The organism is Deinococcus aquaticus, assembly GCF_028622095.1.
GTDB lineage: Bacteria > Deinococcota > Deinococci > Deinococcales > Deinococcaceae > Deinococcus > Deinococcus aquaticus.
Genome location: NZ_CP115165.1, coordinates 403,027 through 429,584, shown reverse-complemented (window position 1 = coordinate 429,584; position 26,558 = coordinate 403,027). Strand labels below are relative to the sequence as shown.

Annotated in this window: 26 protein-coding genes; 14 read left to right on the top strand and 12 right to left on the bottom strand. The window is 68.1% G+C overall.

Features of this window, described 5'->3' with window-relative positions; translation table 11 throughout:
* Window positions 1–26 precede the first annotated feature (26 nt).
* The 3 genes from M8445_RS02145 (at window position 27) to M8445_RS02135 (ending at window position 2,814) form a co-directional block, all read left to right on the top strand.
* Window positions 27–1,466, top strand: a complete 1,440-nt coding sequence (locus M8445_RS02145; protein WP_273989330.1) for a D-alanyl-D-alanine carboxypeptidase/D-alanyl-D-alanine-endopeptidase — start codon at window positions 27–29, stop codon at window positions 1,464–1,466.
* An 85-nt stretch (window positions 1,467–1,551) separates the two neighbouring features.
* Window positions 1,552–2,151, top strand: a complete 600-nt coding sequence (gene rdgB / locus M8445_RS02140) for an RdgB/HAM1 family non-canonical purine NTP pyrophosphatase (protein WP_380091527.1) — start codon at window positions 1,552–1,554, stop codon at window positions 2,149–2,151.
* Window positions 2,152–2,247: 96 nt separating this feature from the next.
* On the top strand, window positions 2,248–2,814 hold the full coding sequence (locus tag M8445_RS02135; protein WP_273989326.1) for a hypothetical protein: 567 nt from the start codon (window positions 2,248–2,250) through the stop codon (window positions 2,812–2,814).
* A 213-nt stretch (window positions 2,815–3,027) separates the two neighbouring features.
* Here M8445_RS02135 and M8445_RS02130 read toward each other — a convergent pair whose 3' ends face one another.
* On the bottom strand, window positions 3,028–3,477 hold the full coding sequence (locus M8445_RS02130; RefSeq protein ID WP_273989323.1) for a SufE family protein: 450 nt from the start codon (window positions 3,475–3,477) through the stop codon (window positions 3,028–3,030).
* A 161-nt stretch (window positions 3,478–3,638) separates the two neighbouring features.
* Between M8445_RS02130 and M8445_RS02125 the strand changes: the two genes are divergently transcribed.
* Window positions 3,639–4,499 carry a sulfurtransferase gene (locus M8445_RS02125; RefSeq protein WP_273989322.1) on the top strand — a complete coding sequence of 287 codons (861 nt, stop codon included), beginning with the start codon at window positions 3,639–3,641 and terminating at the stop codon, window positions 4,497–4,499.
* 212 nt (window positions 4,500–4,711) lie between these two features.
* Entirely contained in the window at window positions 4,712–6,082 is a 1,371-nt protein-coding gene (locus M8445_RS02120) for an alpha/beta hydrolase family protein (protein WP_273989321.1), read from the top strand.
* 62 nt (window positions 6,083–6,144) lie between these two features.
* On the opposite strand, the gene M8445_RS02115 is transcribed toward M8445_RS02120, so the two are convergent.
* On the bottom strand, window positions 6,145–7,158 hold the full coding sequence (locus tag M8445_RS02115; RefSeq protein ID WP_273989320.1) for a metallophosphoesterase family protein: 1,014 nt from the start codon (window positions 7,156–7,158) through the stop codon (window positions 6,145–6,147).
* A gap of 71 nt (window positions 7,159–7,229) precedes the next feature.
* Between M8445_RS02115 and M8445_RS02110 the strand changes: the two genes are divergently transcribed.
* The 4 genes from M8445_RS02110 to M8445_RS02095 are packed head-to-tail and all read left to right on the top strand — an operon-like array spanning window position 7,230 to window position 8,998.
* Window positions 7,230–7,484, top strand: a complete 255-nt coding sequence (locus M8445_RS02110; protein ID WP_273989318.1) for a hypothetical protein — start codon at window positions 7,230–7,232, stop codon at window positions 7,482–7,484.
* Between the two features lie 16 nt (window positions 7,485–7,500).
* Entirely contained in the window at window positions 7,501–7,866 is a 366-nt protein-coding gene (locus M8445_RS02105) for an MmcQ/YjbR family DNA-binding protein (protein ID WP_273989317.1), read from the top strand.
* Window positions 7,863–8,429: a class I SAM-dependent methyltransferase gene (locus M8445_RS02100; protein ID WP_273989316.1), complete on the top strand. Its 567-nt coding sequence runs from the start codon at window positions 7,863–7,865 to the stop codon at window positions 8,427–8,429. The genes M8445_RS02105 and M8445_RS02100 overlap by 4 nt, the downstream gene beginning before the upstream one ends.
* The gene (locus tag M8445_RS02095; protein ID WP_273989314.1) at window positions 8,426–8,998 is read left to right on the top strand and encodes a hypothetical protein; all 573 of its coding nucleotides are present in this window, start codon (window positions 8,426–8,428) and stop codon (window positions 8,996–8,998) included. Before M8445_RS02100 ends, M8445_RS02095 begins: the two co-directional genes overlap by 4 nt.
* A gap of 15 nt (window positions 8,999–9,013) precedes the next feature.
* Here M8445_RS02095 and M8445_RS02090 read toward each other — a convergent pair whose 3' ends face one another.
* The 5 genes from M8445_RS02090 to M8445_RS02070 form a co-directional block, all read right to left on the bottom strand.
* Window positions 9,014–10,408, bottom strand: a complete 1,395-nt coding sequence (locus tag M8445_RS02090) for a serine hydrolase domain-containing protein (protein ID WP_273989313.1) — start codon at window positions 10,406–10,408, stop codon at window positions 9,014–9,016.
* Window positions 10,409–10,665: 257 nt separating this feature from the next.
* Window positions 10,666–13,356, bottom strand: a complete 2,691-nt coding sequence (gene alaS / locus M8445_RS02085) for an alanine--tRNA ligase (protein WP_273989312.1) — start codon at window positions 13,354–13,356, stop codon at window positions 10,666–10,668.
* A 177-nt stretch (window positions 13,357–13,533) separates the two neighbouring features.
* Window positions 13,534–13,866 (bottom strand): hypothetical protein, encoded by a 333-nt coding sequence (locus M8445_RS02080; RefSeq protein ID WP_273989311.1) that lies wholly within the window; start codon window positions 13,864–13,866, stop codon window positions 13,534–13,536.
* A gap of 182 nt (window positions 13,867–14,048) precedes the next feature.
* The gene (locus M8445_RS02075; RefSeq protein ID WP_273989308.1) at window positions 14,049–15,896 is read right to left on the bottom strand and encodes a CHAP domain-containing protein; all 1,848 of its coding nucleotides are present in this window, start codon (window positions 15,894–15,896) and stop codon (window positions 14,049–14,051) included.
* Between the two features lie 104 nt (window positions 15,897–16,000).
* Window positions 16,001–17,035 (bottom strand): AfsR/SARP family transcriptional regulator, encoded by a 1,035-nt coding sequence (locus M8445_RS02070; protein WP_273989307.1) that lies wholly within the window; start codon window positions 17,033–17,035, stop codon window positions 16,001–16,003.
* Between the two features lie 153 nt (window positions 17,036–17,188).
* Here M8445_RS02070 and M8445_RS02065 point away from each other — a divergent pair, with 153 nt between their 5' ends.
* Entirely contained in the window at window positions 17,189–18,688 is a 1,500-nt protein-coding gene (locus M8445_RS02065; protein ID WP_273989306.1) for an amidohydrolase, read from the top strand.
* A 74-nt stretch (window positions 18,689–18,762) separates the two neighbouring features.
* On the opposite strand, the gene M8445_RS02060 is transcribed toward M8445_RS02065, so the two are convergent.
* The 4 genes from M8445_RS02060 to M8445_RS02045 all read right to left on the bottom strand — a co-directional run bounded on the left by M8445_RS02060 (window position 18,763) and on the right by M8445_RS02045 (window position 21,929).
* Window positions 18,763–19,494, bottom strand: a complete 732-nt coding sequence (locus tag M8445_RS02060) for a YebC/PmpR family DNA-binding transcriptional regulator (RefSeq protein WP_273989305.1) — start codon at window positions 19,492–19,494, stop codon at window positions 18,763–18,765.
* A 120-nt stretch (window positions 19,495–19,614) separates the two neighbouring features.
* Entirely contained in the window at window positions 19,615–19,827 is a 213-nt protein-coding gene (locus tag M8445_RS02055; protein ID WP_273989303.1) for a hypothetical protein, read from the bottom strand.
* Between the two features lie 131 nt (window positions 19,828–19,958).
* The gene (locus M8445_RS02050) at window positions 19,959–20,996 is read right to left on the bottom strand and encodes a sugar phosphate nucleotidyltransferase (protein ID WP_273989302.1); all 1,038 of its coding nucleotides are present in this window, start codon (window positions 20,994–20,996) and stop codon (window positions 19,959–19,961) included.
* Window positions 20,997–21,083: 87 nt separating this feature from the next.
* Window positions 21,084–21,929 (bottom strand): alpha/beta fold hydrolase, encoded by an 846-nt coding sequence (locus M8445_RS02045; RefSeq protein ID WP_273990806.1) that lies wholly within the window; start codon window positions 21,927–21,929, stop codon window positions 21,084–21,086.
* 268 nt (window positions 21,930–22,197) lie between these two features.
* Here M8445_RS02045 and M8445_RS02040 point away from each other — a divergent pair, with 268 nt between their 5' ends.
* From M8445_RS02040 to M8445_RS02025, 4 genes are all read left to right on the top strand, one after another.
* Window positions 22,198–22,476: a hypothetical protein gene (locus tag M8445_RS02040; protein WP_273989301.1), complete on the top strand. Its 279-nt coding sequence runs from the start codon at window positions 22,198–22,200 to the stop codon at window positions 22,474–22,476.
* 260 nt (window positions 22,477–22,736) lie between these two features.
* Window positions 22,737–23,405 carry a response regulator transcription factor gene (locus tag M8445_RS02035; protein ID WP_055363171.1) on the top strand — a complete coding sequence of 223 codons (669 nt, stop codon included), beginning with the start codon at window positions 22,737–22,739 and terminating at the stop codon, window positions 23,403–23,405.
* Window positions 23,406–23,754: 349 nt separating this feature from the next.
* The gene (locus M8445_RS02030) at window positions 23,755–24,771 is read left to right on the top strand and encodes a TerC family protein (RefSeq protein ID WP_273989300.1); all 1,017 of its coding nucleotides are present in this window, start codon (window positions 23,755–23,757) and stop codon (window positions 24,769–24,771) included.
* Between the two features lie 120 nt (window positions 24,772–24,891).
* Window positions 24,892–25,788, top strand: a complete 897-nt coding sequence (locus M8445_RS02025) for a P1 family peptidase (RefSeq protein ID WP_273989299.1) — start codon at window positions 24,892–24,894, stop codon at window positions 25,786–25,788.
* Window positions 25,789–25,824: 36 nt separating this feature from the next.
* Here M8445_RS02025 and M8445_RS02020 read toward each other — a convergent pair whose 3' ends face one another.
* Window positions 25,825–26,547 carry a dienelactone hydrolase family protein gene (locus tag M8445_RS02020; protein ID WP_273989298.1) on the bottom strand — a complete coding sequence of 241 codons (723 nt, stop codon included), beginning with the start codon at window positions 26,545–26,547 and terminating at the stop codon, window positions 25,825–25,827.
* Window positions 26,548–26,558 lie beyond the last annotated feature (11 nt).

Below are 26,558 nucleotides of genomic sequence, written 5' to 3'. Positions count from 1 at the left end.
CGGCGCTTGCCGCTATCCTGCGGGGGATGCGCCGTCTTCTGCTGCTCTCGCTGCTTCTGCTGCCCGGCGGCGCGGCCGTGGCCCCGGCGCCCCTCCCGGCCTCTGCGGGCGCCTTTCACCTGACGCGCGAACCGGGCCTGAGTGCAGGCGTGCAGGCGGCCCTGGCGGACCTGCCGCGCGGCGTGCGCGTGGGCATCCTGCTGCGCGAGGTGGGGGGCGGCCCGGTCCTGGAAGCGCAGGAGCCGGACGGGGCGTTCATTCCGGCCAGCACGACCAAACTGGTCACGGCCGCCTCGGTCCTGCACGGCGTGGGCGGCGCGGGGGGCGCGTGGACGGCGCAGCTGACCGTCCCGGCCGCGCAGGTGGGCGCGGGCGGCGTGCAGGCGCGCGTGAAGGCCGTGACCCTGCGCGGCAGCGGCGACCCCACCCTCAGCGTGAGCGGCGGCGGGTACAGCCTGCGCTCGCTGGCGCGGCAGGCGTACGCACGCGGGCTGCGCGAGGTGGGCGAGGTCCGGCTGGACGAGACCCTGGACACCGCGAGTTTCGCCTCGCTGATCGTCGGGGTGCCCCTGACCGGTCTGCGACTGGAGGGCTGGCGTGACGAGCCGCCGCCGGGCGCCGCGCAGGCCCACGCGCGGCTGGGCGCGGCTCTGACCGCCGAACTGCGCCGGGCGGGCGTGCAGGTGGCCTCTGACACGCCGGGGCGGGCCGCGCCGTTCACCCCGTACCTGCCGCCCACCCCTCCGGCCGGGGCGGGGGAGAAGCCCGCCGAACCGGAGGTGTTCGTGCCGGTCGCCCGGCGGCCCGAGCAGGGCGTGGCCGTGGTGCGCAGCGAGTCGCCGCAGGCCGTGCTGGCCCGCACTTTGCGGCCCAGTGACAACCTGCTGGCCGAGAGTCTGCTGGCCACACTGGCGCATCCGCCCGGCGGGAACGGCACCCTGCGCGGCGCACTGGCCCGCGAACGGGCGTTCCTGCGGCAGATCGGCGTGGACCTGAGCGGCCTGAAACTCGCCGACGGCAGCGGCCTGAGCCGCGACTCCCGCCTGAGCCCCCGCGCGCTGGGCACCCTGCTGACCGTCATGCACGACCTGCCGTACCCCACGCCCGCCGCGCAGGCCGCCGCCCTGAGGGCCGCTCAGCCCGCGCGGCTGCTGCCCGCCGCGCTGTACCGCAGCCGGGGCAACGCGTTCATCGAGGCGCTCCCGCAGGCCGGGACGGGCGAAAACGTACCCGCCCACGACGGGCGCGGCGGCACGCTGGCCCTGCGGATGCGCGGCCTGAACCTCGACGTGCGTGCCAAGACCGGTACGCTGCCCGGCGTGAGTGCCCTGGCCGGGTACGTGACGGGCCGCAGCGGCCGCACCCTGGCCTTCGCCGTCCTGATGAACGGCCCCGAGGACACGCCCATCCTCACCCTGCGGGCCGTGCAGGACCGCGTGGTGCAGGCCATGGCGCAGGCTCACTGACGTTCCTGTCGGGATTTTCACTCGCTGCGCGGCCCTATCGTCTAGACTTGCGGGTGTGATGAGTGACGGGGCAGCAGGGGCAGGCATGATGGTGGTCGTGGCGACCGGGAACAGCGGCAAGGTCCGAGAGATCGAGGAGGCGCTGGGTGATCTCGGCTGGACACTGCGCGGCCTGGACGGCCTGCCGCTGCCCGAGGAGACCGGCTCGACCTACGAGGAGAACGCCGCCCTGAAAGCCTGCGCCGCCGCGCACATGCTGAACCTGCCGGCCCTGGCCGACGACAGCGGCATCGAGGTCGAGGCGCTCGGCGGGGAGCCCGGCGTGTACAGCGCCCGCTACGGCAACGCCGAGAACGACACGGAACGCAACGTGTTCCTGCTCGAGCGCCTGCGCGGGCAGAAGAACCGCCGCGCGAAATTCGTGTCCGTGATCATCCTGGCGTACCCGGACGGGCACCTCGAGACGTACCGGGGCGAACTGCCCGGCACGCTCCTCGAAGGGCCGCGCGGCGAGAACGGCTTCGGGTACGACCCGCTGTTCGTCCCGGACGGCGACACCCGCACCCTGGCCGAGATGACCGTCGCCGAGAAACGCGCCATCAGCCACCGTGGGCAGGCGCTCGCGGCGCTGCGGGCCGCGCACCGCGCCGGACTGCCGGAACGGGAAGTCAGTCAGCTCGGCTGACCCGCGTTCAGGGAGCCCTGGGACAACGGTAGGGAAACCTTCACTCTGGGGGCCGCGCGGGAGTCGTGCGGCTCCCAGCCCCGTACGGTGGGCCGCATGAGTCACCGTCACAGCACCTACCGCAGCATCCTGATCGGCCTCGTCGGCGGCGCGGCCGGCACCCTCGCCATGGGGCAGTACTGGACCCGCGCCGCGCCGCTCGTCGAGGGCAGCAGCGGAGGGGCTGACAGCGACGGGGGCGGCCAGGATCAGAAACCGAAACCCGACGCGCACTCCATCGCCCCGCTCGGGCAGGTGCATGAACCCGGCGAGAGCAGCACCGCCGCCCTGGGCCGCCTCGCCTACGAGGGTGTGGCCGGGCACGCCCCGGGTAAGCAGACCCGCGCGGCCCTCAGCGAGGCCGTCCACTGGGGCATGGGAGCCGTCAGCGGCGGCCTGTACGGCGCGCTCGCCGGGCGCGGCAACCCGGTCAAGGGCGCGGCGTTCGGCGTGGGCCTGTGGGCGCTGGTCGATGAGGGTTTCGTGCCGCTGCTGGGATTACAGGACGGCCCGGCCGGCAGTCCCGCGCGCGGGCACGCCAACCGACTGGGCGCGCACGTCGCCTACGGCCTGGGCCTGAGCCTGACCGTCCTCCTTCTGGACGCCGTGTTGCCCGAAGACTGAACGGCCCTGCTGGAGCACCGGCTGGTAGCCGTCACAGCAGAATTCAGAGGTATTGGGATTCCTCAATACCTCTGAATCGAGCGGAGCGAGCACCTGAGAAAGACAGCGGTTGGAAGTGGAGTTGAGGGGCATGCTGTTGGCCCCTCAATGGAACTGGAAACCGCTGTCAGGCCGCCGGGTTTGCACTGGGCGGCCTGCGGGGTGGGTCCTGGTTTACGCCTGGGCGTGTTCGCGCACGTCGTTCTTCAGGCGCATCAGGATGGCGCCCATGCCGCGCAGGCGCATGGGGGTGATCAGTTCGGTCAGGCCCATGTCCATGTAGAACTGGTCGGGGACACTGAGGATCTCGTCGGCCGTGGCGCCGCTGAGGGCCTCGTGCAGGATGCCGGCGTAGCCGCGCACGGTGGGGGCTTCCTCGGGCACCTTGAAGTACATGTTCACGCCGCCCGCGTCGTCGCGCTCGGTGACCAGGAAGAAGGGGCTGGTGCATTCCGGGACGGGTTGCAGGAATTCCGGGTGCTCGACGTACTTCTCGGGCAGGCCGGGCAGTTTCTTGCTGTATTCCAGCAGGGCCTGGAGGCGCAGGGCCTTGGGGGCGCTGCGGAACATAGTGACGATGCTCTGGAGTTTCTCGGGCAGGGGGGCGGGGGCGCTGTCGCTCATGCGGGTACTGTAGCGCCGGGTGGGGGGGCGGGATTGGGTGACCCTGTCCAGTTGACCTCTTTTGTCAATTAGTGGCGTCTCAGAGTACAATCCCGGAGGTCATCCCGAAGTCTCATCCCCCGGCCCCGCCGGGCGCACACCAGCCACAGGAGGCAACACACATGGAATACGTAAAAGACGTACTGGTCAGCACCGACTGGGTCGCCCAGAACCTGAACACCCCCGGCGTCCGCCTGATCGAGGTCGACGAGGACATCCTGCTGTACGACACCGGCCACATCCCTGGCGCCGTGAAACTCGACTGGCAGACCGACCTGTGGCACCCCGTCGAACGTGACTTCATCACGCCCGACAAGGTCACGGCGCTGCTGGGCAGCCTGGGCATCGGGGCCGACGACCAGATCATCCTGTACGGCGACAAGAGCAACTGGTGGGCCAGCTACGCCTACTGGTTCCTGAGCTACAGCGGCGTGAAGAACCTGAAACTCATGAACGGCGGCCGCCAGAAGTGGATGGCCGAGGGCCGCGAGACCACCACCGACGCCACCCCCGTGCAGGCCAGCGAGTACCCCGCCCTGACCCGCGACGACAGCCTCCGCGCCTACCGCGACGAGGTCAAGGCCCACCTGAAAGCCGTGCAGGACGGCAAGGGCGCCCTGGTCGACGTGCGCAGCCCCGACGAGTTCAGCGGCAAGGTCACGCACATGGCCAACTACCCGCAGGAAGGCGTGCTGCGCGGCGGCCACATTCCCGGCGCGCGCTCCATTCCCTGGGCGAAAGCCACCAACGAGGACGGCACCTTCAAGTCCGCCGACGAACTCAAGGCCCTGTACGAGGGTGAGGGCGTCACGGCTGACAAGGAAGTCATCGCGTACTGCCGCATCGCCGAGCGCAGCAGCCACAGCTGGTTCGTGCTGCGCGAACTGCTGGGCTACCCGAACGTGCGCAACTACGACGGCAGCTGGACCGAGTGGGGCAACGCCGTGGGCATGCCCATCGAGAAAAGCTACAGCGAAAGCTGAATGCCGCTTCTGCCCTGACTTCTGCCCACAGCCCCCGCCCTGCGCGGGGGTTTTTCTGTTGTCTGGACGTGCCTGAACCGGCGGGCACGCTGACTGACCCCTGACGAATCAGGAACAGAGTATGCTGCGCTTTGAATCACAAACCAGTTGACGGTCCGGGCCGTCTCGGGGCACCTGCCTGAGCGGTCCGGTCTGCACGTGGAGGCTACATCATGAAATCATCCCATCTGTTCCTGTCCCTTGCCCTGCTGCTGACCGCGCCCGCCGCGCACGCCCAGACCACCGCGCCCCAGACCACCTCGCCCCTGCCCGCGCCGCTCAGCACCTCCCTGACCGTTCCCGGCGACCTGCGCCCCGACGCACCCGAACTCGCCGCGCGCGGCCAGTACGCCGTGGGCGTGCGCACCCTGGACCTCGTCAACCCCGGCCAGCTGGACATCGTGAAAGCCAAGGACGGCGTCGTGCCCACCTACGACCGCCCCCTGACCGTCGAAGTCTGGTACCCCACCGCCGGCCGCAGCGGCAGCGGCCTGACCACCTACAGCGACGTGCTGGGCAGCGCCCCCGACAAACCCTTCCTGACGCGCGGCCGCGCCAACCGCTCCGCCCCCGCCCTCAAGGGAGAAGCCTTCCCGCTCGTGATCCTCTCGCACGGGTACGCCGGCAGCCGCGTCCTGATGACCTACCTCGCGGAGAACCTCGCCAGCAAGGGCTACGTCGTGGCCGCCATCGACCACACCGACAGCACCCACGGCAACCGCGCCGCCTTCGCCAGCACCCTGCTGAACCGCGCGCTGGACGATAACTTCGTGATCAGCGAGATGGCCCGCCTGGGCGCAGCGGGCAGCGGCTCGCCCCTCAGCGGCGTCGTGAACGCCGACCAGACTGCCATCGTCGGGTACTCCATGGGCGGTTACGGCGCCCTGAACGCCGCTGGCGCCGGGTACGGCCCGCAGATGGCCCCCCTGATCCCCGGCACCGGCTTCGCCGCGCGTCAGGCCGGCAACTACACGCCTGACCCGCGCATCAAGGCCGTCGTGGCCCTCGCCCCCTGGGGTGGAGCCGCCGCCGTGAAAGGCATCGGCGTGAACTTCGGCGGCAAGTACGGCTTCTGGGAAGATGCCGGCCTGCAGAACCTCAAGGTGCCCACCCTGTTCGTCGTGGGCGACCGCGACGACGTGTCCTGGTACGAGGGCGGCGTCAAACCCCTGTTCGAGAACGCCGTGAACACCGAACGCTACATGCTGGTGTACCAGAACGCCCTGCACAACGTCGCGCCGAACCCCGCGCCCGCCGAATCCTTCGCCTCCTTCGGTGATTACATGCACTACGCCGAACCCGCCTGGGACAGCGCCCGCCTGAACAACATCAACCAGCACTTCGTGACGGCGTTCCTGAACCTGAAACTCAAGGGCGACCAGAGCGCCGCCGACTACCTGAACGTGCCGGTCCCCGTCTCCAACAACGCGAAGTACAGCCGCAACGCCGACGGCACCCCCAAGGCCGACGACACCTACTGGAAAGGCTTCAAGGACCGCACCGCGCGCGGCCTGGAGCTGTACCACCTGATGCCCAAACAGTAAGCAGGCCCGACCGCCCCTGCCCTGACCGGGTGGAGGCGGGCGGTTTTCTCATGCTCCCTGCCTTACCGGAAGTCGCTCACGCGGTTCATCGTGCCGCCCAGGCCCACGATCCGAGCGGGTAGGCTGTCTGTCTGAATGGGCTGGCCGGTGTCTGCGTCCACGGTCTGGAAGGTGGCGCGGCCAGTGGCGGGGTGCAGGGTCAGCAGGGTGAGGGTGCTGCGGGCCGTGCCCGGGTGCCCCACGTAGTCGCGCCCGCCGATGCCGCCGCTGGCGAGGACGTTCAGGCCGCCCGGCTGTCCGGGAGAGGCCACCTGTCCAGGGGTGCCCAGCCGTCCGGGGTAGTACGCGGCGTGATGCCCGCTGATGTACGCCAGCACGCGCCCGGCCTGCATGACCTGCCGCAGCGGCCCGGCGTCCCGGATGACCTCGCCCACGCGGTTCTTGCCCTCGCTGACGCCCGCGAGCGGCAGGTGCCCCAGGACCAGCCGGATTCCGGCGGCGCGGGCGGGTGCCGAGGCGAGCTGCGCGGCCAGCCACGTGCGCTGCCCGGCGTTCACGACGGGACCGCTGGCGTCCAGGGTCGCCACGAACACCGTCCCGCCGCCCAGCGTGAAACTGCTGCGAAACGGGAAGTCCGCGCGGTCCACGAAGGCCAGTGCGGGCGGGTGGGCCTGCCAGTACGTGCGCGCCTCGCGGCGGTCGCGGGGCAGCGAGGCGTCGTGGTTGCCGGGCGTGAACGCGAACGGAATCCCGGCGCGGTTCAGCGGGCCGCGCACGTCCCGGTCGAACGCGGCCCACATGGCCCGCACCTGCGCGTCCGTCAGGGACGCCTTCTGCCCGGCGATCAGGTCACCGGCCGAAAGGACCGCGTCCGGTTTCCAGTCGTTCACGATGTGCGCCACGCTGCGGCCCAGCGCGGGCGGGTAGCTGGTGCTGCCGTACGGCCCGTTGAAGTCGCTCAGGATCGCCACGCGCACGGGGCCGGGCAGGGCTGGTGACACTGGGGCCGGCAAAACTGGTGCTGGCGCGGCCGAGAGCAGAAGCGGGAGCAGCAGCAGGGGGACAGAGGAGCGCACGCCCGGCAGTTCATCACGGTTCCTTGAGGAAATCATCAGCCGCCCCGGACGCTCAGGGCGCACCCTGGGGCATGACCCCCGACGACACCCTCAGCCTGAACCCCACCCTGGCCCCCCACACGACCCCCACCCCGGAACACCGCTCTGCCGAACAGGGGCCGGCTCCGGCGGACCTGCCGTCCGCCCCGGCCGTTCCCGCACCGTCCGGGGACGCCCTGAGCGCCCGTGAGGTCGAGGCGCTGATGGGCGGCGCGGACGCCAGCATGACCGAGGCGAACATGGCGCTGGACACCGCCGAGGGGATCGACCCGGACACGGAAAGCTGACGGGTATCCTGCCGTCATGCAGTCCATCACGGAACTCCGGGCGGCGTGCGCTGCGCTGCCGCACTCGCACGAGACCTTCCCGTTCGACATGACCACCCTGGTGTTCAAGGTGGGCGGGGCGGACGCGAAGATGTACGCCCTGACCGACGTGCAGGGCGACCCGGTCACGGTGTCGCTGAAGGTCACGCCGGAACGTGGCGAGGAACTGCGCGCCGCGTTCCCGGCGATCACACCCGGCTACCACCTGAACAAACGCCACTGGATCACCGTCACCCTGGACGGCCGCGTACCGGATGAGCTGCTGCGCGAACTGATCGTGGGCAGCCACGCGCTCGTCGTGCGGGGCATGACGCGGGCGCAGCGCACAGAGCTGAATCTGTGACGCCCACGCCACTGCGGGTCATGATCGGCGCCGGAGAGCAGCGCTGGGACGGCTGGACGCCCACGCAGCAGGCCGACCTGAACCTGCTGGAACCTGCCAGTTTTGCCGCGTACTTCGGAGACCGACAGGCCGACGATTTCCTGTGCGAGCACGTCTGGGAGCACCTGAGCGTGGAGGAAGGCGAGCGCGCTGCCCGGCTGGTGTTCCGGTACCTGAAGCCCGGCGGGCTGCTGCGCGTCGCCGTCCCGGACGGGAATCACCCGGACCCGGCGTATCAGGCGGTGGTCGCTGTGAACGGCCCCGGCCCCGCGCACGACCATCAGGTGCTGTACACGCTGGACACCCTGACGCCCGTGTTCACGCAGGCAGGCTTTGGCGTGCAGCCCCTGGAATGGTGGGACGCGGACGGCACCTTCCACCACGCCGACTGGGACGTGCGGGATGGCCCGGTCTACCGTAGCCGCCAGCTGGATCACCGCAACGCCGCGTTCCGGGCGGGTGTGGGCGCGCCGGGGTTTACCAGCCTGATCCTCGACGGCTGGAAGCCCACTGGCATGGCATGACCGCGCCGGGCGGCCGGGTCCGCCGACGCCGCGCGCTGCGACGACTGGGCGTTACTGGTCTGTGGCTGGCGGCCGTCCTGACGGTCGGGGCGTGGCTGGGTGTGTTCCTGGCGCTGGCCCCAGCCCGCGCAGCCCTGAACGGTGCGGCGCAGTCGCTGGGAACGCTGGACCGGCAACTGGCCGACGCGCAGGCGACCCTGGCCCCGCTGGACCTGCTGGGCCGCCCGGAAACGCAGGACGCCGCCCGCACCCTGCGCACCCTGGCCGAGGCCGCTCAGAGCACGCCGCTGCTGGACGTGTTCATTCCGCCCGCCACGCTGGACGCCGGCGTGACACTGGCCCGCCAGTGGGAAACGGACCTGCGGGACCGCCCGCCCCTGCCCACCCTGACCGACGCGCGCCGCAGCCTGACCGAGTGGCAGGCGCGCGTGCAGACCCTGCAACGCCGCCTGACGGGGCTGGGCGTGGCCCTGGGCGTGCTCGTGACGCTGCTGTGCGTGTGGTTCGCGGCCGGGCAGGTGGCCCTGATCCGGCTGGTGGGGGACGCCCGGCCGGATCGGCAACCCTGACGCGACCCCCGGCGGTCAGCCCAGGGAGGGGAGGGGCGGCAGGCCCACCCGCGCCCGGTACGCCGCGACCGGCCACGCCCGCCCGCCGCCCTGCCGGACCCACTCGACCTGACCGACCCCGTCCCGCTGGTAGTGGTACGCCTCGCCCCCCGCGCCGAATCCCGCTTCCGGCGCGGGCTTCAGGGTATCGGCGTCCACCACGGTCAGTTCTGTGACGCTCAGGGCCGGGTCGCCCTGCGGCACCAGGGATACGAGGCGGCCCCCCAGATTCACCACGTCGAACACGCCCCAGTCGGTGGCAAAGCGGCCCGTGAAGCTGTCGAGGTCGGTGTCCGGCGCGTCCGCCTCTGCCTTCGTGGGCGTCTTCACGGCCAGGTCGATCAGCCGCACGAGGTTCATGGCCCACTCGGTCGCCGGGCCGCCCAGGCAGTTCGTCAGCACCGACACCGACAGGCCCGAGTGCGGGTCCAGCCACGACTGCGTGATGTGCCCCGGAAACCCGCCCGAGTGCCCCACCAGCGTCCGCCCGCCGACCTCGTCGAGGATGAAGCCCAGCCCGTACCAGCGCCGCGACGGGCGCGTGACCTCCGACTCCTTCCTCTGCATCAGCCGTTTCGACCGGTCCAACAGCAGTTCCGGGCGGCCCGGCGCGTGCGCCGACAGGTACGCCGTCACGTCCTCCGCCGTGCCGTAGAAGCCCGTGGCGGCTGCCATCGCCCGCGTATCACTGGATGGCAGCACCCGCCGCGCGTCGTTCCCCGCCAATCGCCCGCTGTGCCCCGACGCCAGTTCCGCCTCGCGCGCCGCCGGGAGTTCCGGCCCCAGGTTCCGCAACCCCAGCGGCCCCGTGATGTGCGCCGCGACGAAGTCCCCGTACGACTCCCGGCTGGCCGCCTCGATGATCAGTCCTAGCAGCGAGTACCCCATGTTCGAGTACTTGAAGTGCGTGTTCGGCATGAACACCTCCGGCGCGCGGCACAGGTCCAGCAGCGCCGCCCGGTCCGGGAAGGCGTGAAGCTGCTGCCAGTAATCGCTGTCCGCCCCGTCCCGGTTGATGCCCGACTGGTGCCCCAGCAACTCCCGCACCGTCATGGCGGCCGCCGGCGACCCTTCCAGTTCCGGCAGCCAGTGCCCCGCCGGGTCGTCCAGGCGCACGATCCCGGCCTCCACCAGCTGAAAGACAGCCGTCGCCGTGAACGTCTTCGAATGAGACGCGATGCGGAACAGGTGCCCCGGCGTCAGCGCCTCGCCGGTCGCCTCGTTCGCCATGCCCAGCGCGAACGACGCCGCCAGCTCCCCACCCACCCGCACCGCTACCTGCACGCCCGGCACCCGCGCCAGATCCCGCTGGTACTCCAGCCAGGACGACAGGTAGGGGGCCAGGGCGCGCACCGCATCAAGAAGAGGCATGAGGGGAGGGTAGCGCGCCCTGGCCCGGTCCGCAGAGCCGTTCAGCGGGAGTAGACAGGGCAGGGGGCGTCCCGGTCAGCTCAGGACGCCCCCACCACCACAGGTTCAGAAGGACGGGTTTACAGCGGTTTCCAGTTCCGTTGAAGGGCCAACGGCACGCCCCAGGGCTCCACTTCCAACCGCTGTCTTTCTCAGGTGCTCGCTCCGCTCGATGAAGAGGTCTTGAGGGGAGTGCTCAATACCTCTGAATTCTGCTGTCAGAACGCCGTGTCGAGTGCCGCCAGCGCCGCCTCGGCGTCCGTGATGCCCGCCTGGGCCATGTCGGGGCGGCCGCCACCCTTGCCACCGCCTGCCGCGGCGAGCTTGCCGATCAGTTGCCCGGCGTGGGCACCGCGCGTCACGGCTTCCTTGGTGGCCTTCACGACCAGTCCCTTGTCGCCCGCCAGGACGACCATGTCCGCGCCGCTCTGGTCGAGCAGTTTGTCGGCCGCGCCACGCAGCTCGTTGCCCTCAATGCCGGCGAGTTTCAGCGCGGCGACCTTGAAGCCGCCCAGCTCGCGGGTCTGCGCGGCCCCGCCGGCGCCGCCGCCCATCTGCGCCTCGGCCAGTTGACGGCGGACGGTCACGGTTTCCTTCTCGGCCGCCTTCAGCTGCGTCTGGAGGCCGGTCACGCGGGCTTCCAGGCCGTCGGGGCTGGTGTTCAGCAGCGCGGCAGCCCTCGCCGTGGCGTTGAGGCGGTCACGCACCCACGCGGTGGCCTGCTCGCCCGCTAGGGCTTCCACGCGGCGCACCCCGGCGGCCACGTTCTCGTCACCCAGGATCACGAACGCGCCGATGTCGCCGGTGCGGGTCACGTGCGCGCCGCCGCACAGTTCCATGGAGCTGACCGTCTGCCCGGCGTACTCCACGCTGCCGCCCACGCGGACCACGCGCACCGTCTCACCGTACTTCTCGCCGAACAGCGCGGTCGCGCCCGCCGCCTTCGCGTCCGCAATCGGCATCTCCTGCCACGTGACAGCGAAGTTCGCGCTCACCCAGCGGCTCACCAGGGTTTCCACGGCCGCGATCTCGTCGGCACTCAGTGCCGCGCCGTGCGAGAAGTCGAAGCGCAGACGGTCAGCGGCGACCAGCGAGCCTTTCTGCTGCACGCCGCTCCCCAGCACGGCCCGCAGCGCCGACTGCAACAGGTGCGTGGCCGTGTGGTGCCGCTGGATGGCCTGCCGCTCGCCCGACACGACGGCGCGCACGCTCACGCCTTCCTTCAGTTCGCCGGACTCGACCAGCACGTCGTGCAGGAACACACCCTGCGGCGTCTTGCGGGTGTCGCGCACGATGCCCCAGCCCTTGCCAGCGCTGCCCCCGTCCCACTCGATGCGCCCGGTGTCGCCCACCTCGCCGCCACCCTCGGCGTAGAACGGCGTGCGCGACAGCACCACCGTCGCCTCGCTCCCGGCGCTCAGGTGAGTCAGGCGCTCGCCCGCACCGACCAGCGCCACGACCTCACCGTCGGCCTGAAGGTCGTCATACCCGACGAACACGGTGGGGGAGAGGCCGTCCAGCGCCTCCATATTCCCGCCGAACAGCTCGCTCTTGCCGTACTTGCTGCCCGCCCGCGCAAGGTTCTGCGCGTTCTCCAGGCTCTCCGCGTACCCGGCCTCATCCACGCTGATCCCGTACTCCTCGGCGATCTCCTTGGTCAGGTCCACCGGGAACCCGTAGGTGTCGTACAGGATGAACGCGTCGTTACCGGACAGCGTCGCGCCCTTCTCCATACCGCTCATCAGCTTACCCAGGCGCTGAATGCCGCCCTCCAGCGTCCGCAGGAAGCTCTCCTCCTCGGCCTTCACGGTCGCCTCGATCTTCGCGAGGTTCTCCCGCAGTTCCGGGTACGCGCCGCCCATTGCGTCCGCCACCAGCGGCACCAGCCGGAATAGGCTCGGCTCACGCAGGCCCAGCAGGTACGCGTGACGGCACGCGCGGCGCAGGATCTTGCGGACCACGTACCCGCGCCCCGTGTTGCTGGGCACGCTGCCGTCCGCGATCACCATGCTCACCGAGCGGATATGCTCGGCCACCACGCGGTGAGACACACTCACCTCACCCTCGTACGGCTGCCCGCTCAGTTCCGCCACGCGCGTCACGATCGGCAGGAACACGTCGTTACTGTAGAAGTCCGGCACATCCTGCACCACGCTCGCCACGCGCTCCAGCCCCATGCCGGTATCGATGTTCTTGAACGGCAGGTCCCGCAGCACGGGCGTCCCGTCCGCCAGCGGCTCCTGCCGGTCGAACTGCGGGAACACCAGATTCCAGATCTCCAGGAAACGCGCGCTCTCACGCGTCACCGCGTAATCCGCCCAGCTGTCATCCCCGTACTTCGGGCCACGGTCGTAGAAGATCTCGCTGCACGGCCCGCACGGCCCGTTCGGCCCTTCCTTCGGCGCGTCCGCCGGCCAGAAGTTCTCATCCGCCCCGAAGCGGTGCACGTGACCCGGATCAATCCCGATCTCCTGCGTCCAGTACATGAACGCCTCATCGTCATCCTCGTAGATCGTCACGTACAGCTTGCTGCCGTCCATGCCCATCCACTCGGCGCCCGTCAGGAACTCCCACGCCCAGTGAATCGCGTCCCGCTTGAAGTAATCCCCGAAACTGAAGTTCCCCATCATCTCGAACAGGCTCAGGTGCCGCCGCGTGCGCCCCACGTTCTCGATATCGCCCACCCGCACGCACTTCTGCGCCGTCGTCACGCGCTTACTCGCCACGCCATCAAACACGGCCGGCGCACCCATGAACTGCTCCTTGAACGGCTGCATGCCCGCCACCGTGAACAGCGTCGTCGGATCCGGCGCGACCGTGCTGTAACTCGGCAGGTGCAGGTGCCCCTTACTCTGGAAGAACTGCAGGTACTTCTCGCGAATCTGTGCGGTAGAAAGCGGACCAGTCATACCGCAAAGTCTAGCGCGCCCACCCAGCACGGACACCCCGCGCAACCGGCTGCCGGACCTGCCGACTGGCCCCCCCAGGCAGACAAAAGCGCCCAGGCAGAACGCCCAGGCGCAAGCAAGAGGAGTTCAGGCGCGCAGCATGTGAATATTTGACATTGCGCCCTTTAAGTTTAGATCTTATTTCGATGGGGGATATTGCGTTTTTGGTATAATGCCGAACTCTAAACGGCCTTTTTCCGGCTTCATACTTGGGTCTGGTGAGCTTCGAATGTATGCCACCAGCTGAATTCCGCCGGATTTAAAATCTCTTATTTTTGCATAATCTACGACTCTATTCTCTACTAATGCGTTCGCGGCAAAAAGATCACTCTTAATTTTCAGATTACTCAGGCCATAGAATTTATAAAATAGGTCGATCATTTTACAGTCATTCGGACTTGGGCCATACAATAGACTCCCTTCGCCAAGAAGGATGCTGTATCTATTGGGATAGTTTTTGTTGGAATTCATAAATAGCTGCGTATTTTTTGTGATACCCTGATTGTCCATTCTATACCTGTATATCCCGTCTGTGCTGCCCGTGAGTATACATTTATAGTTTGCGCAAAATGCGCTTGAGGCTATGGACTTATCTGTTGAAGACCCAGAGCTTGAGCAAGAAATTATTAAAAAAGCTAGCAGTATAGTGCGTTTCATTTCCTTAGCCATCCCATTACATTCAGAGAACTATAAGATTGAGATATCTTGTAGATTTTCTTGCCGGCAACTGAATTATGCTCCAGGCCTATTGTATCTGTAAACTTCGCGCCTACATTCTGTTGCGCTATGGTGAAATTGTCTTCAGAGGCACTTGATACGATCGCTACATGCCCAACGGAAGAAAATGGATTAGGGCCGAAGATGATCAAATCCTGATATTTTGGCTTTTCTGTGGATCCTATCTTAAACTGGTTTAGTTTTCTTCGGGTATTAACGTTGCCATTCGGAGTATTCTTATCAAAATAATCTTCTGCATTGCCCGATCTGGGGACAAATTCAACACCTAGTCTATCGTAGTAGTAGCGCCTGACAAATTCTACACATTGCCATTTCAGGCCATACTCATACTTATAGCCATCCTTTGAATAATTTCGATTCCCGGACGCGCTTTCCTCTGGCGATTGCACTCCGTCATTGTAATATGCCTTGACTCCATCAAGCGAACCGATTTCGGCTCCCCAATCCTTGTTAGCGCGTATGGTTCTTTTTCTTTCGGCGCTGGTGTCTTTGACTATGCCGGATTGCTGGGAATTTTGAATCTGATTTTGCTGGTTTCCAGATGTATTCGAATTCTGATCCTGCTGGCCTGACTGCTGGTTGTTGAATGTATTGTTCAGCTTATCTGAGAAAATTTCAGAATGGTATGCTGCCCTCCATCTCCTCTCGTCTCTGTTTGTATCTGGATGGCGGGCGGTGTACCATTGTCTTTCGAGGTGTCTGCTCCGTTCGTCTATATTGTTTCCGTAAACCTCTCTCCAGTGAAGCCGCACGGCATCTGCGGCTTCTGTGGGAGTTATGGCAAAATCGCCGTTTGAATCTAGTCCGCTATTGTTCTTGTAGCCCTTAGGGCTTGAAGCTTTAGTTTTCCATACGGAACTATAGGCTTTATTCGCATTGCCGCCCAAGATGCTCATATATATTTCTTCAAGAGTGATATTTCTGTTTTCTGCCTTGGCTTTTGCAACGGCCTGAGGTACCCCGTGGGTTTTCAAAAATTTTTCTACATAAGGCAATTGCTCGGTAGCGCTCATTTTTTGGAAGTCTTTGGCGGACACAAGGCCAAAATCTTTGGCCGCCTCTGGGCCAAACTGAATCAGGCCATAATAGCCCAGCCCATTATCGGCCTTTGAGTCTAGTCCTCGTGTGCCATGATTATGGTCTGCTGATTCAAAAGTCATAACTGCTAATAATAGATCGCTTGGAATTCCGATTCTTTTGCACATTTCATCTAATTGATCTAAAAATTTGGGCTCGGATAGGGCTGGGAGCTTCTTGCGCATCGCTGGGGTCAGTGTTTGCTCCCAATCTATCGCACTGCTGTTGGCCTGTTCGGAACTTATGTCCGAAGATGCGCTGTTGCTTTGTTGATTTTGGGCTGGCTTTACCCAAGCAGCCATGCGTAACGTCATTTCTGAGACTGTGAATGTGTCTTTGGTCGTGGTGTTTGTGAAGCTACTGGTGACAGCTTTGCCGTCGGGGCTGATTTTTCCCTGAAATTCGGCTTTGTTCTGGGTGCCTTTCAGGGTGAAGGTGTTGTCGTCGCGGAGTTGTCCTTCAAGGTGCCACCCGCTGCCCTGGCCAGGGGTGGCCTGGTAACGGGCGGTGAGGTGGCCGTTGGGTTTGCGGATGATACGTAGTTGGAAGGTGATGCCGTTGCCGGTGCCGCGGAAGGTGCGTTGCCAGGTCTGGGTGCCTGTCTTGAGTGGGCGTGGTGCGGGTGCCGGGGCGGGGGTTTTGGATTGGGGCGCTTTGCCGGTCTTTGGCTCTCTGGTATCGAACATGTGACCTCCGGTTCACCTAGCGTACCGGGTGGTCTGGGTGTCGCGCGGCGCAAATGAGGCAGGCCCGGCGCGTGGGCGGCCGGGCCTGTTCTCTGGGGGCTGGTTCAGTCGAGGTCGACGGCCCACCATGCTTCGCGTTGCGCGGCGAGGCGGGCGCGGGGGTCGCCGATGGTGTCGAGGGCGCGGGCGAGGCCTTGCCAGTCGAGTTCGCTCATGGGGTCGAGGGCCAGGGCGCGCTGGTGGAACTGGGCGGCGTCGCGGTCGCGTCCGGCTTCGGTGGCGGCGCGGGCGGCCACGCCGAGCAGGCTGAGTTGTTTCTGTTCGAGGCGGGAGCGGACGTCGTCGGCCCAGGGGCTGTCGGTGCCGGGCAGGAAGTGTCCGTACTGCGTGACGAGTTCCCGGAGTTCCTCAAGGCCGAGGCTGCCCTGTTCGGCCTGCGCGGCGAGCAGTTCGAAGCGTTGCACGTCGTATTCGGGGTTCAGGTCGCTGGCCAGCGCGTAGCGGCGGTTGGCGCTGACGACGGCTTCGTTGCTCAGGCTGCGGCGCAGGCGGTGCAGGGTGGTGTGGAACAGGCTGCTGGCGCGCGCCTCGTCCTTTTCGGGCCACAGGGCCTCGGCGGCTTCCCAGCTGGTGACTTCCTTGTGTTCCAGCAGGTAGAAGAACAGTTCGAGGGCCTTGCGGCTGACCCAGGAGACGGCGCTGCCCTGCCACATGACCTGCGCGGTGCCGAGGCCCTTGGCCTGCATGCCGCTTTCGCCTTGCAGGGTCAGTCCGGCGCGGCGCAGCCTTGCGTCGATGGCGGTGGTCAGGTCCTGGGGCGTGAAGGGTTTGGGCAGGTAGTCGTCCGCGCCGAGGTTCATGCCGCGCCGCACGTCGCCGCGTTCGGCGTGGCTGGAGAGCAGCATGAACGGAATGGCGGACAGTTGCTCGTGCGCGCGGAGTTTCTCCAGGAATTCCAGGCCGGTCATGTAGGGCATGACGACGTCGCTGATCACGAGGTCCGGCGTGAAGACTTTCAGCAGGTCGAGGGCTTCGACGGGATGGGTGCTGGTGCGAACCTCATGCCCGGCGCGGGAGAGGATCACGCTGACGAGTTTGAGGATGGCAGAGTCGTCGTCCACCACGAGGATGCGGGGCATGCCGCTCAGTTTAACAGGACGGCGGGCCAACTGGGGGCGCAGGCGCGGCGCGGTACACCCGGCAGGGTGGGTGTTTTGACTGGCTGGACGCGCTGGCGCGGCGTTCCGTGCGTGCGGGGCGGGTGCAGGGGCGTGTGCCGTAGGCTGTCGGGCATGACGCACCCGCTGACCGTGATTCACGCCCGGACCCTGACGCTCGATGACGCCCGGCCGGAGGTGCAGGCCGTGCTGGTGGGGGGCGGGCGGGTTCTGGCGGCCGGGTCGCGCGAGGAACTGGCGGCGCTGGCGCCGGGCGCGCAGGTGCTCGATCACCGGGACCTGCTGCTCACGCCGGGGCTGGCGGAGGCGCACATTCATCTGGTCACGTACGGGTTCTCGCTCTCGGAGGTGCCACTGCACGGCGCGCGGAGTGTCGCGGAGGTGCAGGCCCGCGTGGCGCAGCGCGTGATGAACACGCCGCCCGGCACCTGGATTCGCGGCGGGGGGTTCCTGCTCTCGGAACTGGGCCTGAGCGGGTACCCGTCGGCGGCGCTGCTGGACGAGGTCAGCCCGCACCATCCGGTCATGCTGTACTCGCGGGACCTGCACCTGAGCTGGGCGAACAGCGCCGCGCTGAGACTGGCGGGCGTTACGGACGACACGCCAGACCCGCAGGGTGGACGGATCGTGCGGCCGCTGGGTTGCCTGCTGGAAAGCGCGTCTGACCTCGTGGCCCGCGCCATTCCGGCCCCCAGTGACGCGCAGTACCTCGCGGCGGCCCGCGCCGGAGCGGACGATCTGGCCGCGCGCGGTTACGTGAGCGCGCACACCATGGCTTTCGAGCCGGTCGAGGCGCCCCGCGCCCTCCAGACCCTCGCGCAGCAGGACGAACTGCCATTGCGGGTGTGGGCGTGCCTGCCGCACGACCGCCTCGGGCACGCCCGCGCCCTGGGCCTGAACCGCACGCCCGGCGGACTGTTCCAGTGGGGAGGCGTTAAGTTCTTCGCGGACGGCGCGCTCGGCAGCCGCACCGCGTGGCTGCACGCGCCCGGTTTCGCAGACGGCTCGGGCACCGGCATGCCGCTGGACCCGCCGGAACTCATCGCGGACCTGGGCCGCGAGGCCATCGAACTGGGCCTGACCCCCGTCACGCACGCTATCGGGGACCGCGCGAACACCGAGGTCCTGAACGCCTACGACCGCCTGCGCCCCCACGCCGAGGCGCGCGGCATCCGCCTGCGCGTTGAGCACGCCCAGCACCTGCGCGCCGAGGACGTCCCGCGCTTCCGGGGCCTGACCGCCAGCGTGCAGCCCATCCACCTCCAGGCAGACGGCCCCATGATCCGCGAACTCATGCCGCACCTCGAACACCTCAGTTACGCCTTCCGGTCACTACGGGACGCCGGGGCGGTCCTCGCGTTCGGCAGCGACGCCCCGGTCGCGCCACCCGAGTACCGCGCGAACTTCGCCGCCGCCATCACCCGCGTGGACGACAGCGGCGTCCGCGTCGCGCCCAGTGAGGCCCTGACCGAACACGACGTCCTGCACGCCCACACGCGCGGCCCCGCTCTGGCCGCCGGCTGGAACGACGAGGGCATCATCCGCCCCGGCGCACGCGCTGCCTTCACCCTCTGGGACCGCCTCGGCGGGAACGCACAGGCCCTGGTGCTGTGAGGGTTGATGGTTAACAGTTGATGGGTGATGGAGGTCATACCCTCCATCACCCATCAACCTTCTACTGTCGACCTTTATTCCTCGTCGTCGGGGAGGTCGGCGTTGCTGTAGACGTTCTGCACGTCGTCGAGTTCTTCGAGGACGTCGATCAGGACGAGCAGTTTGCGGGCGTCGTCACCGGCGACGGCGACAGTGTTGCTGGGGATCATGTCCACCTGGGCGTTCTCGATGCTGAACCCGGCGGCGCTCAGGGCGTCCTGCACGGCGTACAGGTCGTTGGGGCCGGTGCTGATGGCCAGACCTTCCTCGGATTCCTGGATGTCTTCGGCGCCGTGCTCGATGGCGGTTTCCTGCGCCTGTTCGCTGGTGTCGGTCAGGAGGATCACGCCTTTCTTCTCGAACTGCCACGCGACGCTGCCGCTGGTGCCCAGACTGCCGCCGCGCTTGTTGAACACGGCGCGGATGTCGGCGACGGTGCGGTTCACGTTGTCGGTCAGCGCCTCGATCAGCAGGGCCGTTCCGCCGGGGCCGTACCCCTCGTACGTGACTTCCTTGAATTCGGCGGCGCCTTCACCGGCCCCGACGGCGCGTTTGATGGCGTTCTCGATGTTGTCGACCGGGACCGTGTCGCTCTTGGCGGCGGCGATGGCGTTTTTCAGGCTGAGGTTCCCGCTGGGGTCACCGGTGCCGCCGGAACGGACGGCCGCCTGAATGGCGCGGATGTGCTTGGAGTACATCGCGCTGCGTTTCTTGTCGTTCGCGCCTTTTTTGCGCTTGATCTGCGACCATTTGCTGTGACCGGCCATGTTGAACACTCCTTACGTGAAACTGCGCCCACCGGGTCCCTGGGGGTCGGGGGCGCGTGCAGGGAGCATTCTAGCGCAGCGGGGCGTCCGGCCGGGGGAAGGGCCGGTGCTGGCGTCGGTTCAGCCGTCCTCGTCGGTGGGTTCGCGGTTGGGGTGCGCCGGCTGGAACCGGGCGAGCTGATCGGTCGGCGAGACGTTCTCGCGCTCCTGCGTCAGCGGTCCGGTATCCAGGCCGCTGATCAGCACCTCGCCCCTGGCATTGACCGGCAGGTCGCCCCCGGAAGCTGCGGTGTCCGCCTGCGGTCCGTCGCCCTGTCCATCGCGTTGTGTCATGCCGCCCAGCGTACGCCGGGGCCGGGCGCGGGCGGGTGTGTGCCGGATGGGGGAGGGTTGAGGGTCGGCACGGGCCGCCTGTGTTCTCTGCGCGCTGCGGTCTGGCCTGCGCCATCAGCCATCGGCCAGCGTCACATGCGCATGATGCTGCGGTCCCCGATGACCATCTGCAGGCCGGTGTCGCTGGGCGCGGTGACCAGCGCGTGACGGCCGATCAGGCTGCGGTACAGCGGCAGGGTGGGGTGCAGTACGCGGGCGAAATCGTCGATCAGGCTGGCGTGCACGCGGGCGCTGTCCACGCGGGCGTGCGCGCCGATGCTCACGCCCGGCCCGATGGTCGCGCCGCGCACCAGGGCGTGCGGTCCGATCCAGACGGGTCCCGTGATGACACTGTCCTCGACGGCCGCGCCCGCCTCGATCACGACCGGGCCGGTCACGACGCTGCGGTCCACACGGCCCTCAATGCGGGGCTGCAGGCGCGACAGGAAGAAGGTGTTGGCGTTCAGCAGGTCGTCGGGCGTGCCGGCGTCACTCCAGAATCCGCTGAATTCCACGGCGCGTACCTGCCCTCCGGCGGCCATCAGGGCGCTCAGGGCCTGCGGGAACTCGATCTCGCCCCGGTCGCTGGGCAGCAGGTCCTGCACGTACTCCAGCAGGGCCGGGCCGAAGCTGAACACGCCGCACGCCGCGAGGTTACTCTCGGGCTTGCGGGGTTTCTCGACGAGTCGCAGCAGGCGGCCGTTTTTCACGATGGCCACGCCGTACGCCTGCGGGTTGGGCACCTGTTTCACGCCGATCACGGCGTCCGCGTCGCGCAGGGTGCTGAGCATGGGCGTCAGGCGATCCTGGAAGAGGTTGTCGCCCAGGTACAGCAGGGTGGGCTGGTTTTCCAGGAAGGCGCGGGCACTCAGGACGGCGTGGCCGGTCCCCAGAGCTTCACGCTGCCGGATGAAGGTCAGGTGGCCGCTGCTGTGCGTGGCGTCCCGCAGGTCCGTCTCGCTGGACGGGCTGCACACGATGCCGATGTCCGTGATGCCCGCGTCCCGCAGGGACTGCACGGCGTGGGCAATGATGGGCTGGCCCGCCACGGGAACGGCGTGCTTGGCGCGGGTCGCGCTGATGGGAAGCAGGCGACTGCCGCGCCCGGCGGCAAGAATCAGGCCTTTCATGAGATCACACAGGAGTATACGGGCCGCGCCGTGAGTGCGTCTGAGAACATGCTGACAACAGGCTAGCGCGGCCCCTGCGCGCTGGCCTCAGCGGTTCAGGGCGTCGTCCAGCGCCTGCGCGAAGGCGTCCTCGTCGTCCAGCCAGGGGTAGTGCGCGGCGTCCAGCACGGTCACGTCGCCGTCCGCGAGGTCCGCGACCCACTGCACCTGCTCGGGGTAACTGGTGCGGTCGTGCGCGCCCGAGATCACGAACACCGGGCGGCGAATCTCGGCCAGGAACGGCGGGTACTCGAACTCCCACAGGCCCTGGTTAACCAGCGCTTCCTGCACCTCGCCGCCGCCCACGAGTTGCCCCTCGGCGTCCATGAATTCCAGTCGCATGCGGGTGGGCGCGTCCCGGAACTGCAGGGCGTTCAGCAGGTCGCGGGCGTTCAGTAGTTCGAAGGCCGCCTCGATCCGCGCCGCGCCCACCGGGGCGTGCTGCCCGTCGGGCGTGTCGGCCCGCACGCGCTCTGCCGGGTCTTCCAGGGGCGTACCGCGCCGGGCGCTGGCCTCTTCCAGCAGGGTACGCGCCAGGTCCGGGTAATGCACCCAGGGATTCACGACGATCACGCGGGCCGTGCGGGTGGGGTGGCGGCGGGCGTACTCCAGCGCCACCAGCGCCCCGAAGCCGTGCCCGAGCGGCACGATCTGCGCGGCGCCCAGGAAGTCGCGCACGGCGTCCAGGTCGCCGACCAGCGTGTCGAGGTCCAGGGTGTCGGCGCCCTGCTCGGTGTCCTCCAGCGGCCCGCTGCGTCCCGAGCCGCGCTGATCTAGGAACACGGCCGCGCGCGGCATGCGGTCCCCGAACGCCGCCTGGAACGAGTAACTGTTGTAGCCGGGGCCGCCGTGCAGGAACACCAGCGGGGCTTCACCGCCGGCCGGGTCGCCCATCACCTCGAAGTACAGGTCCGCGCCGTTCAGGTGCTCCAGGTACGCTTGATCCTCGCCGTCCGTGAAACTCCGGTCGAGGTGGTCGTCGTCCGGGAAGGCAAAGTCATCAGGTGCGGCGTCGGATGGCGGCAGGTCACTCATGCCGGGCATTCTAGTCGGCGCTGACCGCGCCCCGCAGCGGCGGGCAGCACGGTTCATCCACCGCTGCGGCCGGGTGCGGGGCCGGGGCGGGTGCCCGTGCGGGGGCCGGTGCGCTACGCTGCCGCGCATGACCGATCAGGCGCCGCTGGGGATCGCGTTCACGCTGGCCGGCGTGGACGAGCTGACCTTTACCCGCATCCTGCGCGACCTGATGCGCGACCCGGCCTTCCGCCGCCCGCTTCAGGTGCAGGTGCAGGAGCCCCGGCCCGGCGCGGCGGCCCGCCTGACCCTGGTGTTCCACCCGCGCGATCAGGCGCTGGCCGCCGCCGCCACGCAACGCCTGAAAACGCTGCTGCTGCGCCACGAGGTGCAGGTGGACGACGTGATCGTGCCCGGCCCGGCCTGACCGCCCTGGTCGGCGCGCCGGATTCCACCTGAACGCCGCGCAGATTCCGTGCCCCTGAACGGCAGGATTTGACGGCTGTTAAGGGACCCTAAACCGTACCTGAGTCCCCCGGGACCTTCCGGGCCCCTACGATGGGCCGGAAACAGGTGCACCGGCATCCGAAGCGGACACACCCACGGTTGCGTGCCTCCCTGGCCTGCCAGGGCAGCGCCCAGCCGGGCCACTGAACATCCCAGGGATGAGGAGACGAAAAGGCAGCTATGGAGCAACGCATCCTACTTATTGAAGACAACCCGGACATCACCCGCGTCGTGCAGTACGAGCTGGAACAGGCCGGGTACAAGGTCCTGGCCGCGCCTGACGGCGTGACTGGCCTGACCAGCGCCCGCGAGAGCAACCCCGATCTGGTCATCCTGGACCTGGGCCTGCCCGATTTCGACGGCGCCGAGATCGCCCGCCGCCTGCGCAAGACCAGCAGCGTGCCGATCATCATCCTGACCGCCATGGACGCCGTGGACCGCAAAGTGAACCTGCTGGAAGCCGGCGCGGACGACTATATGACCAAACCCTTCCACCCGGAGGAACTCGTGGCGCGCGTGAAGGTGCAGCTCCGCCACCAGCAGCACGGCGAGGTCATCAGCATCGGGCCGCTGGAAATTCACCCGCAGAAGCGTCTGTGTCACTACAACGGGCACGAGGTCCGGCTGTCGCCCAAGGAATTTGACCTGCTGACCTTCCTGGCCCGCCAGCCGGGCCGCGTGTACTCCCGCCAGGAGATCGAGCGCGAGGTCTGGAACGGTGAACTCCCCAGCAACAGCAACGTGGTGGACGTGCACATGGCGAACATGCGCGCCAAGCTGCGCGACCTCGACGGGTACGGCATCATCCGCACCGTGCGCGGCATCGGGTACGCCCTCAAGACGCCCTGATCCGAGGGTCCATCGGCACCCGCCCGGAAGCCACCGCGCTCTGGGCGGGTGTTGTGCTGCATAGGGTTGCCAACCCTTCGACTGGACTTTACCAATCTCTCATCCGTGCGGCGTCCGCTTCGGGGATACTGAAGGCCAATCCGGGGGAGTAAGCCGCCCTGCCTCTCGGCAGGGAGCACCTGATCGTCAATACGGAAACCAACGGTTTCCCGGTCAGGAGCAGCAAAGGCAGAGACCCGGCAGGAACGCGGCGCGAACCGCGGCTCCTGCCGGGCGTTTTCGTGTCTTGCGGCACGACACTTCCCGTCAGTGACCGACCATCTCGCGCTGCGCCCACCGGAGGAACACCGTGGACGCCCTCATGACCCCCTGGCTCGGCCAACCCACCTGGATGTGGCTGGTTTTCATTACCCTCGTCGGCGCGCTCCTGGCCTTTGACCTCGGCGTGCTGGACCGTCTGCGCCGCCGCCGCGCCGACGCGGCCGGCGTGGCCGCCGAGGATCAGGTGATCGGCATCGGCAGCAGCCTTAAACTGAGTGCCTTCTACATCGCGGTCGCGCTGGCCTTCGGCGGGTGGGTGTGGTTCACGCTGGGCGCCGAGAGCGGCATGGCGTACCTGACCGGCTTCGCGCTGGAAAAGGCCCTGGCACTGGATAACGTGTTCGTGATCAGCGTGATCTTCGCGTCGTTCGCCATTCCCCGCCACCTGCAACACCGCGTGCTGTTCTGGGGGATTCTGGGCGTGATCATCCTGCGCGGCCTGATGATCGGCCTGGGCACCGCGCTCGTCACGCAGTTCGACTGGATCATGTGGATCTTCGGCGCGTTCCTGCTGCTGACCGGTGTCAAACTCCTGCGCGGCGGCGACGAGGAAACCCCCGACATGCAGGCCCACCCCGCCGTGCGCCTCCTGCGGCGCTTCGTGCCCGTCAGCCCCACCCTGGACGGCCAGAAGTTCCTGACTCGCCTGCCCGACGCCCGGGGCCGCCTGCGCCTGCACGCCACGCCGCTGCTGCTGGCCCTGCTGGTCGTGGAATTCGCCGACGTGATCTTCGCCGTGGACAGCATTCCCGCCATCTTCGCCATCACGCAGGACCCGTTCATCGTGTACACCAGCAACATCTTCGCCATCCTGGGTCTGCGCGCCCTGTACTTCGCGCTGGCCGCCATGGTCCACCGCTTCGAGGCCCTCAAACCCGCGCTGGCGCTGGTGCTGGTGTTCATCGGCGCCAAGATCTTCTACGCGCAGTTCTACGGCAAGGTCGACCCCGCCATCAGCCTGACGGTCACGCTGGGCATCCTTGCGGGCGGCGTGCTGCTGAGCCTGTGGCGCACCCGTAACGACCCCACCCCCGACGCAAGCTGACCACAACCCACTCCCCCAGGAGGCGCGCCGTGAACCAGAGTCACGGCGCGCCTCCCTGTCATTTCTGGCGGGTCGTTTCTGGTCTGTCGTTTCTGGAAGTCCTGTGCTCTGCTGGAGCGCATGAGCGAGAACCGTACCCTGACCGGCGTTCCGGGCTTCCTGGTGGGCCACTGGACCCACGCCCAGGCGCGCACCGGCTGCACCGTGATCCTGTGCCCCCCGGAGGGCGCGGTGGCGTCCGCGTCGTTCCTGGGACCCAGCCCCGGTACGCGTGAGGGCGTGCTGCTCTCGCCCGACAAGAAGGTCGAGCGGGTGCACGCGCTGCTCCTGACCGGCGGCAGTGCCTTCGGCCTGAGTGCGGCGGGCGGCGTGGTCCGGGTGCTGGAGGAACGCGGCGTCGGGCACGAGACGCCCTGGGCGCGCGTGCCGCTGGTCCCGGCCGCCGTGATCTACGACTTGGGCGTGGGCCGCGCCGACATCCGCCCCGGCGAGCGCGAGGGCGAACTGGCCGCCCGCGCCGCCAGTGCCGACCCGGTGGCGCGCGGTCTGGTGGGCGCCGGAACGGGCGCGACCGCCGGCAAGTACCTGGGCAGCGGGGCCGTGCCGGGCGGCCTGGGCAGCGTCCTGATCGAACGGCACGGCGTCCGCGTGGGCGCACTGGCCGTCGTGAACCCCATCGGGGACGTGCTGGACGAACGGGGCGGCGTGCTGGCCGGTCCAGGTGTGGGGCCGGGGGCCACGGCCTTCACGCCCGGCGACGTGGAGAACACCACCCTGATCGCCGTGGTCACCGAGCACACCCTGAGCAAGAACGAGTGCCGCCGCCTCGCGGACGCCGCGCAGACCGCGCTGGCCCGCGTGATTCACCCCAGCCACACCCCCTGGGACGGTGACAGCGCCTTCGTCCTGAGCGCCGCGACCCTGCCCCCGGCCGATCCGCTGCTGCTGGTGGCACTGGTGCAGGAGGCCGTGTGCGCCGCCGTCCGGGACGCCGTGCGCGCCGCCACAGGTCCCTGAGGAGCGGGAGACACAGCTTGCGCGACACGGCGGCCCTCAGTGTCCTGCGGGGCCGTGCGTGACGTGCTGCGCGAAGAACTCCAGAACGCGCGTCCAGGCGTCCTCGCTGGCGACCGCGTCGAAGTTCGGCCCCCGGTTCGCGAAGGAGTGCCGGGCGTCCGGGTAGATCTTCACGTCGTGCGGCACCTGCGCCTGCTCCAGCGCGCCGCGCAGCCGCTCGCCCTGCTGGCGGGTGATGTCGCGGCCCGGAAAGCTGCCCACGACCGGGCAGGCGCGCGCCAGGGCCCCGGCGGGGCGCGGGTTGAACCCGTAGTACGGGGCCACGGCCCGCAGGCGGTCGTCGGTGCAGGCCATCGCCACGGCCAGACTGCCGCCCAGGCAGAAGCCGACGGCGCCCAGCCGCGCGCCGTCCACGCCGGGCAGGTCTCCCAGCACGCCCAGCGCCGCGCGGGTGTCCTGCACGCCCTGGTGTTCCAGCGAGTTCAGGAAGATGCCGCCCAGCAACCGGGTCATGCAGACGGCAGCGGGCCGGCCGCTGAACAGGTCCACGGCCAGCGCCGCGTACCCGGCCCCGGCGAAGCGGGCGGCAATGGCGCGGATGTCGTCGGTCAGTCCGAACGCCTCGTGAATGACCAGCACGCCCGGCACCGGCCGCTCCGGGTGTGATCCGGCGGGCCGGAAGACCTCGGCGTGCAGGGCGCGGCCACCCGACTGGAACGACAGGCTCTGATCGGGCTTGGGTACAGGGGGCGTGGTCATGCTCCAGCCTA

Coding starts and splice junctions, on each gene's coding strand:
- M8445_RS02120 (WP_273989321.1), top strand. CDS start 4,712: ATGAAATCATCCCATCTGTTCCTGTCCCTTGCCCTGCTGCTGACCGCG.
- M8445_RS02080 (WP_273989311.1), bottom strand. CDS start 13,866: ATGAATTCCAACAAAAACTATCCCAATAGATACAGCATCCTTCTTGGC.
- M8445_RS02110 (WP_273989318.1), top strand. CDS start 7,230: ATGACCCCCGACGACACCCTCAGCCTGAACCCCACCCTGGCCCCCCAC.
- M8445_RS02075 (WP_273989308.1), bottom strand. CDS start 15,896: ATGTTCGATACCAGAGAGCCAAAGACCGGCAAAGCGCCCCAATCCAAA.
- M8445_RS02125 (WP_273989322.1), top strand. CDS start 3,639: ATGGAATACGTAAAAGACGTACTGGTCAGCACCGACTGGGTCGCCCAG.
- M8445_RS02040 (WP_273989301.1), top strand. CDS start 22,198: ATGACCGATCAGGCGCCGCTGGGGATCGCGTTCACGCTGGCCGGCGTG.
- M8445_RS02095 (WP_273989314.1), top strand. CDS start 8,426: ATGACCGCGCCGGGCGGCCGGGTCCGCCGACGCCGCGCGCTGCGACGA.
- M8445_RS02020 (WP_273989298.1), bottom strand. CDS start 26,547: ATGACCACGCCCCCTGTACCCAAGCCCGATCAGAGCCTGTCGTTCCAG.
- M8445_RS02055 (WP_273989303.1), bottom strand. CDS start 19,827: ATGACACAACGCGATGGACAGGGCGACGGACCGCAGGCGGACACCGCA.
- M8445_RS02130 (WP_273989323.1), bottom strand. CDS start 3,477: ATGAGCGACAGCGCCCCCGCCCCCCTGCCCGAGAAACTCCAGAGCATC.
- rdgB (WP_380091527.1), top strand. CDS start 1,552: ATGATGGTGGTCGTGGCGACCGGGAACAGCGGCAAGGTCCGAGAGATC.
- M8445_RS02145 (WP_273989330.1), top strand. CDS start 27: ATGCGCCGTCTTCTGCTGCTCTCGCTGCTTCTGCTGCCCGGCGGCGCG.
- M8445_RS02050 (WP_273989302.1), bottom strand. CDS start 20,996: ATGAAAGGCCTGATTCTTGCCGCCGGGCGCGGCAGTCGCCTGCTTCCC.
- alaS (WP_273989312.1), bottom strand. CDS start 13,356: ATGACTGGTCCGCTTTCTACCGCACAGATTCGCGAGAAGTACCTGCAG.
- M8445_RS02065 (WP_273989306.1), top strand. CDS start 17,189: ATGACGCACCCGCTGACCGTGATTCACGCCCGGACCCTGACGCTCGAT.
- M8445_RS02045 (WP_273990806.1), bottom strand. CDS start 21,929: ATGGGCGACCCGGCCGGCGGTGAAGCCCCGCTGGTGTTCCTGCACGGC.
- M8445_RS02135 (WP_273989326.1), top strand. CDS start 2,248: ATGAGTCACCGTCACAGCACCTACCGCAGCATCCTGATCGGCCTCGTC.
- M8445_RS02025 (WP_273989299.1), top strand. CDS start 24,892: ATGAGCGAGAACCGTACCCTGACCGGCGTTCCGGGCTTCCTGGTGGGC.
- M8445_RS02035 (WP_055363171.1), top strand. CDS start 22,737: ATGGAGCAACGCATCCTACTTATTGAAGACAACCCGGACATCACCCGC.
- M8445_RS02090 (WP_273989313.1), bottom strand. CDS start 10,408: ATGCCTCTTCTTGATGCGGTGCGCGCCCTGGCCCCCTACCTGTCGTCC.
- M8445_RS02105 (WP_273989317.1), top strand. CDS start 7,501: ATGCAGTCCATCACGGAACTCCGGGCGGCGTGCGCTGCGCTGCCGCAC.
- M8445_RS02070 (WP_273989307.1), bottom strand. CDS start 17,035: ATGCCCCGCATCCTCGTGGTGGACGACGACTCTGCCATCCTCAAACTC.
- M8445_RS02060 (WP_273989305.1), bottom strand. CDS start 19,494: ATGGCCGGTCACAGCAAATGGTCGCAGATCAAGCGCAAAAAAGGCGCG.